This window comes from Gordonia sp. AC31 (assembly GCF_031844505.1).
In the GTDB taxonomy this organism is placed as follows: domain Bacteria; phylum Actinomycetota; class Actinomycetes; order Mycobacteriales; family Mycobacteriaceae; genus Gordonia; species Gordonia hongkongensis.
Genome location: NZ_JAUZVK010000008.1, coordinates 223,411 through 234,671, shown reverse-complemented (window position 1 = coordinate 234,671; position 11,261 = coordinate 223,411). Strand labels below are relative to the sequence as shown.

The 11,261-nt window shown below is 68.9% G+C and carries 10 protein-coding genes; 5 read left to right on the top strand and 5 right to left on the bottom strand.

Annotated elements, in window-relative coordinates; all coding sequences use genetic code 11:
- Positions 1–3: 3 nt before the first annotated feature.
- The 5 genes from Q9R39_RS12430 to Q9R39_RS12410 all read right to left on the bottom strand — a co-directional run bounded on the left by Q9R39_RS12430 (position 4) and on the right by Q9R39_RS12410 (position 3,982).
- A complete protein-coding gene (locus tag Q9R39_RS12430; RefSeq protein ID WP_082652882.1) occupies positions 4–687 on the bottom strand; it encodes a GAF and ANTAR domain-containing protein in 684 nt (227 codons plus the stop codon).
- A 93-nt stretch (positions 688–780) separates the two neighbouring features.
- The gene (locus Q9R39_RS12425; RefSeq protein WP_277244278.1) at positions 781–1,437 is read right to left on the bottom strand and encodes a class I SAM-dependent methyltransferase; all 657 of its coding nucleotides are present in this window, start codon (positions 1,435–1,437) and stop codon (positions 781–783) included.
- 78 nt (positions 1,438–1,515) lie between these two features.
- On the bottom strand, positions 1,516–2,298 hold the full coding sequence (locus Q9R39_RS12420) for a PIG-L deacetylase family protein (RefSeq protein WP_058250929.1): 783 nt from the start codon (positions 2,296–2,298) through the stop codon (positions 1,516–1,518).
- Positions 2,295–3,245, bottom strand: coding sequence for an acyl-CoA dehydrogenase family protein (locus tag Q9R39_RS12415; RefSeq protein WP_277244279.1), 951 nt, complete (start codon positions 3,243–3,245; stop codon positions 2,295–2,297). Before Q9R39_RS12415 ends, Q9R39_RS12420 begins: the two co-directional genes overlap by 4 nt.
- A complete protein-coding gene (locus Q9R39_RS12410; RefSeq protein ID WP_311277568.1) occupies positions 3,242–3,982 on the bottom strand; it encodes a glycosyltransferase in 741 nt (246 codons plus the stop codon). The genes Q9R39_RS12415 and Q9R39_RS12410 overlap by 4 nt, the downstream gene beginning before the upstream one ends.
- Before the next feature lie 170 nt (positions 3,983–4,152).
- Between Q9R39_RS12410 and glf the strand changes: the two genes are divergently transcribed.
- The 5 genes from glf to zomB are packed head-to-tail and all read left to right on the top strand — an operon-like array spanning position 4,153 to position 11,062.
- Complete coding sequence (glf, locus tag Q9R39_RS12405) at positions 4,153–5,361, top strand: UDP-galactopyranose mutase (RefSeq protein ID WP_058250931.1); 1,209 nt, start codon at positions 4,153–4,155, stop codon at positions 5,359–5,361.
- Positions 5,362–7,302 (top strand): glycosyltransferase, encoded by a 1,941-nt coding sequence (locus Q9R39_RS12400; RefSeq protein WP_058250932.1) that lies wholly within the window; start codon positions 5,362–5,364, stop codon positions 7,300–7,302.
- On the top strand, positions 7,286–8,071 hold the full coding sequence (locus Q9R39_RS12395; protein ID WP_396275665.1) for a phosphatase PAP2 family protein: 786 nt from the start codon (positions 7,286–7,288) through the stop codon (positions 8,069–8,071). Before Q9R39_RS12400 ends, Q9R39_RS12395 begins: the two co-directional genes overlap by 17 nt.
- The gene (locus Q9R39_RS12390) at positions 8,068–8,988 is read left to right on the top strand and encodes a decaprenyl-phosphate phosphoribosyltransferase (protein WP_058250933.1); all 921 of its coding nucleotides are present in this window, start codon (positions 8,068–8,070) and stop codon (positions 8,986–8,988) included. Before Q9R39_RS12395 ends, Q9R39_RS12390 begins: the two co-directional genes overlap by 4 nt.
- Entirely contained in the window at positions 8,975–11,062 is a 2,088-nt protein-coding gene (gene zomB, locus Q9R39_RS12385) for a flagellar motor control protein ZomB (protein ID WP_058250934.1), read from the top strand. Before Q9R39_RS12390 ends, zomB begins: the two co-directional genes overlap by 14 nt.
- Positions 11,063–11,261 lie beyond the last annotated feature (199 nt).

Genomic DNA, 11,261 nt, shown 5'->3' with positions numbered 1-11,261 from the left:
CGGTCAGGGCTCCGGCCCGGCCTCCACGATCTGGACGGCGACATCGACGAGCTTGGTGTTGGTGTCCTGTGACAGGCGCGCGAGCAGTGCGAACGCCTCGCCCGCGTCGAGCTTGTAGCGTTCCATGATCATGCCCTTGGCCTGGCCGATGATGTCCCGCGAGCCGAGCGCGGCGCGCAGCTGCTGCTTCTCCTGGATGGCCCCGAAGGCGGTCGCGGCGTGCGCGGCGAACAGCTCGCCGAGTTGACGGGCCTCGGCGGTGAATGCCGCCGGTTCGGTGCTGTGAAGATTCAGCGCGGCCGAGTCATCGCCGTCGATGTAGAGGTAGAAGCAGGCCATCGACCGGATACCGAGATCGGCTGCCGCAGCCGCGAAGTTCGGCCAGCGCGTCTCGGTCCGCATGTCGTCGATCCAGACGGTGCGATCGGAGACCGCGGCCCGGATGCACGGGCCCTCGCCCAGTTCTCGCTGCAGATTGTCGGACTGGCCGCCGAGGTCGCCGACCATCACCGGCGTCTCGATGGTGCCGTTCGCGACGAGGGTCACGGTCGCGTACTCGGCTCCCGGAATGGCGTCGACCGCGAATTTGGTCATCGAACGAAGCGCTGCTTCGGTGTCGTCACTCTCGCGGCGCATCTCGCCGGCGATGCGCGTCATCTGAGCCCCGAAGTCCGCCAACTCGGTCACTCCTGCCTCCTCGTGAGACGTTGTTCAGAGCGCTTCGACTGGACCGACAGCAAAGCGCGGGCTTCGAACTCCCCCGGGTGTTCAAAGAGATCATTATGCCGTACGGTGCGCGTCCGCGACGGTGACGAGTCCTTCTCGTTGCGCGACCGACCCGATGGGTGACGAAGTCATCACGTCGACGCAGAAGTCCGTGTCCGAGTACGACGCTGACGGGTGCAACGCCGACGACCGCAGGGCGGCGTGCACCTCGTCACCGGTTCGCGGGTACTCCTCGACCCGCCACCGCCAGTGCACCGCGAGCACCTCGCCCGTCGGGGTCAGACATTCCGGCAACCGCGTGATCAGTTCGTCGAGATCCGCGTCACCGAGGTAATAGAGGACCTCACTGAGGACGATCAGGTCGAACCGGCCGGGCGGCCAGTCGGAGACGATGTCGCCGACGCGCACCTCGACGGAGTCGTGGCCGTCGAGTCGCTCGCGTGCGAGCTCCACCGCGCGCGGACTGACGTCCGTGCAGAGCAGATGATCGGCGCGCGTCGCCAACTGCGCGCTGAGCACGCCGACCGAGCAGCCGGGCTCGAACACCGACCCGTACCGGGGAGAGCTCAAGGCCGCCAGGCTGAGGGCGTACTTTCGTTGTTCGTACCACCGCGACGTGAAGCCCCAGGGGTCGTCGCTGTCTCGGTACATGTCGTGGAAATAGTTGTCGGCGAGCTTTTCTCGGCTCCCGGCGGTGTGGTCGTCGGCCATGTCATCCGTCCTGATGATCGTCGGTGTCGGTTGCCGTCCCGGGCCCTCGTCGATGCCGATGTCGTGAGCGTCTTGAGTTCACACGAAGACGAACTCCCGATCGCGGAGCAGGCGGTCGAGGATGTGCCGTCCGAGGACGGTGGCGTCTTCGGGGGCGGGTGACAGCGGGCGGATCTGGGTGTCGAAGGCCTGCACGGCCTCTCGTTTGGCGGCCTCGAGATCGTCGTCGAGGACGAAGGTCCGCATCCGCTCCCACGGGATGTGGGGATCGTCGGGTGTGGCCCAGTGCCACATCCAGATCGGATACATCCAGACGGGGACGCCACATCGGTCGCCGACGCGTCGGGCACCCCGTCCGACGGCCTCGTGGTCGGGATGACCGTCGTGCGCCCACACCGCCAGCAGGGCCGTCGGGGTCTCGGGCTGCTCGGCGAGGGTGTGCTCGACGATGGCCTCGATCTCGTCCTCGTGGTCGGCGAGCGTGCCGTCGCCGAGCCCGCACCATCGCGTCGGTTCGATGCCCAGAACCGATGTCGCGGAGTCCACTTCGGCGCGTCGTCGGATCGCCAGCTCGGTGGGCGAGAGCGTGGGCGAACCAGGGTGCGACGCCGAGCCGTCGGACAGGCAGAGCGCGACGACCTCGATGCCACGTCGGTGGGCAGCCGCCATCAGCCCGCCGACCCCGAGTACCTCGTCGTCGGGATGGGCGGCCAGGACCACGAGCCGCCGGACGCCCGGCTCGAAGTCGGGCCACGGACCCCGCGCGGCGAACCACCGCTGCCATTCCGATTCCGGAGTTCCCTCCGCCGAGGTGGGGGTGGCGCCGAAGCGGTGCGCCGAGGGGGAGCCGTCGGCGGTCACGGACCCGCCGATCCCGGTCCGGGTGGGACGCCGTCGGTCAGAGCGCCGAGTACTGCGAGGTCTCGATCGGCGTGGGACTGCCGGATGTAGACGGTGAGATCGACGACGGCTTGCGCGTGACCGGCGTCGGCGGACAGCGGGCCGGGACCGAGCGCGCGTCCCACCCGGTCGATCACCGCGGTCGCGACCTGTTCGACCGACCAGCGCACGGCGAAGGCGAGTCGTTTCGACGGCGCGCCCGGGTCGGTGTCGATCTCGCGTGCCGCGGCCTGCAGATGCGCCCAACCGGACGCGAGATGGGCGTCGACCGCGCCGGCGTGCATCAGCAGCAGCGGGTCGTCGGAACGGGCGGCCGCGCGGTAGAGCGGCGCCGCGACCTTGCGGGCCCCGCCGAACCAGCATGCCGCGACCCCGATCCCGCCGTGCCAGAATCCCGGCCGGTCGAGGTATGCGCCCGGTTCGCCGATCGCGTCGGCGGGCACGGCGTCGAACGTGACGGTCCCGGTGTCGGAGTCGCGCATGCCCGCGTTGGCCCACCCGGAGCTGTCCGCGGACACCCCCGGGTGGCCGAGGTCGACGCCGAACAACCGGTTGCCGGTGTCGGTGCGCGCGGTGACCAGCGCGTGGGTGCACGACGTCGCGCCGGAGCACCACTCCTTGGTCCCGCTCAGTTCCCAGCCGTATGCGCCGCGGCGGGCGTCGACGCCGCTCCCGCGGGTCTCGGCCGCCCATACACCCCAGAACTCGCCCGGGGAGGTGCCGCCGTCGCAGATCTCGGCGAGGATGGCGTCGGCGTCGGCGTGCGCCTCGACGAGGCGACCCGTGCTGATGTCGTCGGAGCAGGCCCGGACGAGGGCGGCGAACCGGTCGAGGGTGCATCCGCCGCCCGGGCGGGGGAGCGTGAAGGACGGGTCGCCGACGATCGCGCGTGCCCGTGCGGGCGTCACCCGGCGACCTCGTCGGGCCGGGCCCCGGACAGTTGCCGCAGGTAGCCCGCGAAGCCGTGCCGTGCGCGCCCGTCGCGTCGCGTAGAGGTGCGGACCGGCGCGTGCGCACCCCGTTCGATGACCGCGCCCGCGGCATGCAGGCGGTCGACGAGATCGACGTCCTCGTCGGTGTCGAGCTCGCGGAAACCGCCGACGTCGGCGTAGGTCGAGGCGCGGACGCCGAGATTGGCGCCGTGGACGTGACCGTGCCCGGGGGACGGGTCGTACTCCCGCAGGTACATCTCGTCGGTTCCCGCCGGCCACTCGTCGAAACCGTCCGGGGTGACCGTGCCCACGTACGCGTCCGCCCCCGCGGCCGCGGCGGCGACATGCTCGGCGAGCCAGTCGCGCGGAACCGTCGAATCGGCGTCGGTGGTCGCGAACCACGTGGTGGCCGGTTCCGACGACGACGGACCCACGGACGCGAAACCGGCTCCGCGCGCCGCGCCGACACAGCGGACATCGACCACCACGGTCGACAACTCGTCCGTGACCAGCGTCGCGGAGTCGTCGTCGCAGGCGTCGAGCACCACGATCACCTCCACGGGGATCGGCACCGCCGTGGCCGCGGCCTGCAGGGCTTCGAGGCACGCGGGCAGTCGCTCGGCCTCGTTGTGGACGGGCACCACGACGACGATGCGCTCGATCGGAGCCGTTGCCTGGTGTTCCCTGGGGAGCCCCTCAGCCTGCGGGGACACCCGGTCGTCGGGCGATCGTACGAACAGCGGCGTCACTCAAACCCCGAACTGGTCACAGGAGAGGATGGGGCCCGGGGGCTACAGGCCGACGTTCGAAACAATACCCGGCTTCCGTGCCAGGCCACGTTGCTCGGAGATTACTCAGGGAGGGTCCGTTACCCTGAGGACCCGTGGCAACCAGTAGCAGCTATGACCTGATCGTCGTCGGCTCCGGATTCTTCGGCCTCACCGTCGCCGAGCGGGCCGCGACGCAGCTGGGCAAACGGGTCCTCGTGCTCGATCGGCGCGACCACCTCGGTGGCAACGCGTACTCCGAGGCCGAGCCGACGACCGGCATCGAGATCCACAAGTACGGGGCGCACCTGTTCCACACCTCCAACGAGCGGGTGTGGGAGTACGTCAACCAGTTCACCGACTTCACCGGCTACCAGCACCGGGTGTTCGCCCTGCACAACGGGCAGGCCTACCAGTTCCCGATGGGCCTCGGGCTGGTCAGCCAGTTCTTCGGCCGTTACTTCAGTCCCGACGAGGCGCGGAAGCTGATCGCCGAGCAGGCCAGCGAGATCGAGACCGCCGAGGCGCGCAACCTCGAGGAGAAGGCGATCAGCCTGATCGGCCGCCCGCTCTACGAGGCGTTCATCAAGCACTACACCGCCAAGCAGTGGCAGACCGATCCCAAGGAACTGCCCGCGGGAAACATCACCCGGCTTCCGGTCCGCTACACCTTCGACAACCGCTACTTCAACGACACCTACGAGGGTCTACCGGTCGACGGTTACACCGCGTGGCTCGAGAACATGGCGGCCGACGACCGCATCGAGGTGCGCCTGTCCACCGACTGGTTCGACGTCCGTGAGCAATTGCGCGCGGACAGTCCCGACGCCCCGGTCGTCTACACCGGCCCCGTGGACCGGTACTTCGAATACTCGGCCGGCCGACTCGGCTGGCGCACACTCGACTTCGAGACCGAGGTGCTCGACACCGGCGACTTCCAGGGCACACCGGTGATGAACTACAACGACGCCGACGTCCCGTTCACCCGTATCCACGAGTTCCGACATTTCCATCCCGAGCGGGACTCCTACCCCGACGACAAGACGGTCATCATGCGGGAGTTCAGCCGGTTCGCCGAGAACGACGACGAGCCGTACTACCCGATCAACACACCCGAGGACCGGGCGATGCTGACCACCTACCGTGACCTCGCCCGCACCGAGACCGCAAGTGCCGGAGTGTTGTTCGGTGGTCGCCTGGGCACCTATCAGTACCTCGACATGCACATGGCGATCGCGAGTGCGCTCACCATGTTCGACAACACCCTGGCACCGCATCTGCGTGATGGTGCGCCGCTGGTGGCCGACCCCGCAGGAGCCGAATAGATGACGGTGACTCCCGTGAACCACTCCGACATCCCCGACGCCGGAGTGGGGCCGTCGAAGGCGAAAGCCCTTCTGCAGCGGGTGATCTTCCCGCGCGCAGGCGAACCCCTCGACGTCCGGTCGCTGTACGTCGTGGAGTCCGAGAGCAACAACCGCCGGGCGCACGCCCCCAGCCGGACCTCGGTGCTCCTCGGTGCCGAGTCCGAGGTGAGCTTCGAGACCTACTTCAACGCCTTCGCCGCGGCCTACTGGCGCCGCTGGAGCATCCTCGACTCCGTGGTGCTCCGCGTCGAGGTGATCGGCACCTGCCGCGTCGACCTGTACCGCTCCAAGATCGACGGGTCGCGTATCGGCATCGGCGGTGATCTCGTCGACACCGACGAAACCGGCCGCGGCGTAGTCGAATTCGAGCTGGACCTCGGCCCCTTCGAAGACGGCGGCTGGATCTGGTTCGACGTCACCACCGACACCGACACCGAGATCGTCTCCGCCGGTTGGTACGCGCCCATCGAGGCGCCGACCCCGGACGCGGAGACCAAGCGCGTCACGGTGGGCATCCCGACCTTCAACCGCCCCACCGACGCGGTGAACGCGTTGGCCGCGTTGACCTCCGACCCCATGGTCGACGAGGTGATCGACGCGGTGATGATGCCCGACCAGGGCACCAAGAAGGTCGTCGACGAACCCGGGTACACCGAGGCCGCGGCCGCTCTCGGCGACCGGCTGCACATCTTCGACCAGGGCAACCTCGGCGGCTCGGGCGGGTACGCGCGCATCATGTACGAGGCGCTGCGGCTCACCGACTCGCCCTACGTCCTCTACATGGACGACGACATCGCGATCGAACCCGACTCGATCCTGCGGGCGCTGGCCATGTCGCGATTCGCGAAGGCGCCCATGCTCGTCGGCGGTCAGATGCTGAACCTGCAGGACCGCAGTCACCTCCACTGCATGGGTGAGGTCATCCGGCGCGACACCTTCATGTGGACCGCGGCGCCGTTCGTCGAGTACGACCACAACTTCTCCAAACACCCACTGCGCGACCGCGAGAACTCGAAGAACCTGCACCGGCGGATCGACGTCGAGGGCAACGGTTGGTGGATGTGCATGATCCCGCGCGAATGTGCGGAGCAGATCGGCCTCCCGATGCCCCTGTTCATCAAGTGGGACGACTGGGAGTTCGCACTCCGCGCGTCGAAGGCCGGTTACCCCACCGCCACCGTGCCGGGTATCGCGATCTGGCACATGGCCTGGAGCGACAAGGACGACGCGATCGACTGGCAGGCGTACTTCCACCTGCGCAACCGGCTCGTCGTCGCTTCGATCCACCACGACGGTCCCATCAAGGGGATCGTCCGGTCGATGACCAAGGCGACCGCGAAACACCTCCTCTGCCTGGAGTATTCGACGGTCGCGATCCAGAACGAGGCGATCCGGGACTTCCTCGCCGGACCCGATCACATCCGCAGTCTGCTGCCCACCGCGCTGCCGAAGGTCGCGCAGATGCGCAAGCAGTATCCGGACGCGGTCGTCCTCCCCTCGGCGACCGAGCTGCCGCGGACCTCGGGCGAGGCAACGCATCTCGGGACCTCGATACCGCTGAACCCGATCAGCAAGATCAAGGCGCTGACCGCCGCGGTGGTGAACAATGTCCGCCCGGCCGATCCCCGGCATCACGAGGTGCCGCAGGCCAACTTCCCACCGATCGAGGCGCGATGGTTCTCCCTCGGACGGGTCGACGGTGTCACGGTCACCACCGCCGACGGCCGCGGCGTCGTCTACCGGCAGCGCGACCGCGAGAAGATGATCGAGCTCGCCCGGGAACATTTCGCCCTCGTGAAGGAATTGCAGGACAAGTTCCCGGAGATGAAGCAGCAGTACAGGTCCGCACACCGCGACCTGACGTCGAAGGAGAGCTGGGCGGGTGTCTTCGGAATCTGATGGTCCGGTGATCGGCAGCGGGGGCGACACGGTCCTGGAGGACCGTGCGGAGACGGGGAAGGTCCCGGCCGACGACACCCCGCGTCCCCTGAACGGCGAGGAGAAGGCGCTGGTCGCCATCCAGGCCGGGCTCGGCGCCCGCCCGGGCGTCCGCCCGGCCGCGCGCGGACTGTCGCACGTGGGCGAGCACGCGCTGGGCTGGCTCGCGATCTCGGGGACCGGTTGGGCCCTGGCCCGCCGCCGCGGTGACGTACGGGCGCAACAGCTCTGGCTCGAGGCGGGAGTGGGCGCCTTCGGCGCGCACGCCGCGTCGGTGATCATCAAGCGGATCGTGCGCCGCCCGCGGCCCGCACACCCGGCGATCGCCATCGGGGTGTCGACGCCGAGCAAACTGAGTTTCCCGTCCTCACACGCCACCTCGACCACCGCGGCCGCGATCCTCATCGGCCGCGCCGCCGGCTGGGACCCGAAGGTGCTGCCCGCTGTGCTGGTCCCGCCGATGCTGCTGTCCCGACTGGTGCTGGGCGTGCACTACCCGACCGACGTCACCGCGGGTGCCGCGATCGGTGCCGCGAGCGCAGCGGCGGTCATCGCGGGCGATAAGGTGCTGCTCGAACCCACCCGGAATGACCAGGAGTCCGGACGTGCCCGCCGCGCGGCGCGCGTCCTGGCCCGGCTCGGCCTGACGGCCGCGGTCCCCGGCGGGACGCTGCGTCTTGCCGCGTCCCCCGTCATCGCGCGGGTGACACGACACAGGGAGAGTGCATGAGCGAGGAGCCGATCGAGCACGGGAAGGTTCTCGGACCGCCGAAGAACCTGACGTCCGGGCTGATCAAGGCCGTCCGGCCGCGGCAGTGGGTCAAGAACGTCCTGGTGCTCGCCGCTCCGCTCGCCGCGGGCAACATCACCGACGTCTCGGTGCTGGGCTCCGCCGGTATCGCCTTCGTCGCCTTCTGCCTCGCCGCGTCGAGCATCTACCTGGTCAACGACGCGATGGACGTCGAGTCCGACCGCAACCACCCGACCAAGCGGTTCCGGCCGATCGCGGCCGGCGTCGTCCCGGTGACCCTGGCCTATGTCCTCGCCGTCGTCCTCCTCGTCGGCTCGATCGGCATCGCGTTCCTCGCCAACTGGCAGACGGCCGTCGTCATCGCCATCTACCTGGTGATCCAGCTCGGCTACTGCTTCGGCCTGAAGAACCAGGCCGTCATCGACATCTGCATCGTGTCGTCGGGCTTCCTGCTGCGCGCCATCGCCGGTGGTGTGGCCGCCGAGATCGTGCTGTCGCAGTGGTTCCTGCTCGTGATGGCCTTCGGGTCGCTCTTCATGGCGGCCGGTAAGCGCTACGCCGAACTCCAGCTCGCCGAACGCACGGGCGCCAAGATCCGCAAGGCCCTCGAGTACTACACGACCACCTACCTGCGCTTCGTGTGGACCCTGTCGGCGACCGCGGTCGTGATCTTCTACGGCCTGTGGGCCTTCGACAAGGGCTCCGACCACGACACCAACGTCGCGTACGCCATCTCGATGGTGCCGTTCACCGTGGCGATCCTGCGCTACGCCGTCGACGTCGACGGGGGTGCCGCGGGCGAGCCCGAGGAGATCGCGCTCGGCGATCGTGTCCTGCAGCTGCTCGCCGTGGCGTGGCTGGTGTGTGTGGGTGTCGCGGTCTATGCAGTCAATTGACGGATCGCCAACCGGATTCCGGGCGCTGACGACCGGCCGCACCAAGGTCGCGGCCGTCAGTTTCGTCGTCGGGGCCGCCGTCGTCACGACGTTCTTCGCTATCGGTGCGTGGCAGCGCCGGTGGATCGCCGACGACGGGCTCATCGTCCTGCGGACGCTGCGCAACCTCTTCGCCGGCAACGGTCCGGTCTTCAACGCCGGGGAGCGGGTCGAGGCGAACACGTCAACCGCCTGGACCTACCTGCTGTGGTTCTGGGCGTGGATCACCGACGGTCAACTCGAGTACGTCGCGCTCTGGGTGGCGCTGGTGTGCTCGGTCGCCGCGATCCCGATCGCGATGTACGGCAGCGCGCGCCTGTTCGGGACACGCATCGGCGGGCTCACCGGCGACGGCTGGACCCTGCTGCTGCCGTTCGGCGCGGTCATCTACATCGCCATTCCGCCCGCGCGCGACTTCGCCACGAGCGGGCTCGAGAACGGACTCTGCATCTTCTGGGCGGCCGTCCTGTGGTGCCAGCTCGTCGCCTGGGCGCGGCGCGGCCCGCGCACGAGCCGCAGGAGCGCGGCGGCCACGCTCGTACTCGCCTTCACCGCCGGTCTGGCGCCGCTGATCCGGCCCGAACTGGCGATCCTCGGCGGCCTCGTCCTGCTGCTGGTGTTCTTCGCGCCCCTCGGCTGGAAGATGCGTCTGGGCGTCGTCGTGGTCGCGGGGACCCTGCCGGTCGGCTACCAGATCTTCCGCATGGGCTACTACGCCCTGCTGGTTCCCAACCCCGCGGTCGCGAAGGACGCCAGCGGTGCCAAGTGGGACCAGGGCTTCGCCTACCTGACCAACCTCTTCGGCCCCTACGTGCTCGTGCTGCCGGTCGTCCTGGCGGCGGTGGCCGGGGTGCTGCTGGTCGTCGGCGGCCGCATGCGGTCGACGAGGGCCGACGCCACCGGTGCCGACGCGACCGCGGATTCGGGTGACGCAACGGCCGACTCGACGACGGACACCCGGCCGTCGCGACTCGCCGGATGGTCGCGCCGGCTGCAGTCCTCGACCGCGGTCGTGACCGTCGTGGTCCTCGCCGGCATCGTGCTGATCGTCTACTGGATGCGTCAGGGCGGCGACTTCATGCACGGCCGGGTGCTGCTCGTTCCGATCTTCATCACCCTGTTGCCCTTGATGGTCGTGCCGGTGACGATTCCCGCCCACGTCGGTGCGGCGTTCCGTCGCCGGCCGTCGACGGACTCCGAGTCCGTGATCTCCGACCCGGTGGACGACGCCGCTCCACCGGTGACCGCACCCGACCCCGCCGACCGCCGGCGCGCGCGGGCCCAACTGGTCGGCGCGGTCGCCATGAGCGCCATGTGGATCACCGTCGTCGTGTGGGCGGTCTCCACCCACGCCAACGTGCTGCCGAACGCGGGGATCGACATCGGACGCAGCGGCATCGTCGACGAGCGCCGCTTCTACGTCACCAACATGGGCAACGAGAACCCGGTGACGGCCGAGGACTACCTCGACTATCCGCGCATGAGCGCGATGGTCGAGAAGATCGACGAGTACCGCGAGGACGGCGGCGTCATCCTGCCGTCGTTCAACTACGACGAGTGGTACGTGGCGCAACTTCCCGGCGTGATGCCGAAGGGTGCCGAGCGGCAGGTGACCGTCTACTTCCTCAACCTCGGCATGACGAGCATGAACGCCCCGCTGGATGTGCGCGTCATCGACCAGATGGGTCTGGCGTACCCGCTCGCCGCACACACCGAGCGTCTCGAGGACGGCCGCATCGGCCACGACAAGATCCTGCCGAGCGAGTGGGTCGTCGCCGAGGCCGGGGCATACCCGCGCCGCCCCGTGCTGCCCGGTTATCTCGACGAGGACCTGGTCCGTCAGGCCCAGGTGGCGCTGCAGTGCCCGGAGACCAAGGACCGGTTCGCCTCGTTCGAGGCGCCGTGGTCCTTCGACCGCTTCAAGCACAACCTGCGTCAGGCGTTCATCTTCAACAGCTACCGCATCCAGCGTGAGCCGGAGTACGAGATCCAGCGCTGCGGCCTGGAGATGCCACCGCCGGTGAACCCACGCTAGTTACGCGCGCCCGGGCGCGGCACCCAACCACACGACACCAAGAGAATCCCGAGAAAACGCGGGGTCGAACCTGTGGAGTTGCCGTCGAACATCTCGGATCGGTAACGTCCCCGTGGGCGCGGCCGATAGAAAGGTCGTGACTGAGGCGTTCTGAACTGCTGGGACGCCGAAGTGACGGGGGTTGTGATCGCGATCACAT

Coding starts and splice junctions, on each gene's coding strand:
- Q9R39_RS12425 (WP_277244278.1), bottom strand. CDS start 1,437: ATGGCCGACGACCACACCGCCGGGAGCCGAGAAAAGCTCGCCGACAAC.
- Q9R39_RS12400 (WP_058250932.1), top strand. CDS start 5,362: ATGACGGTGACTCCCGTGAACCACTCCGACATCCCCGACGCCGGAGTG.
- Q9R39_RS12390 (WP_058250933.1), top strand. CDS start 8,068: ATGAGCGAGGAGCCGATCGAGCACGGGAAGGTTCTCGGACCGCCGAAG.
- zomB (WP_058250934.1), top strand. CDS start 8,975: ATGCAGTCAATTGACGGATCGCCAACCGGATTCCGGGCGCTGACGACC.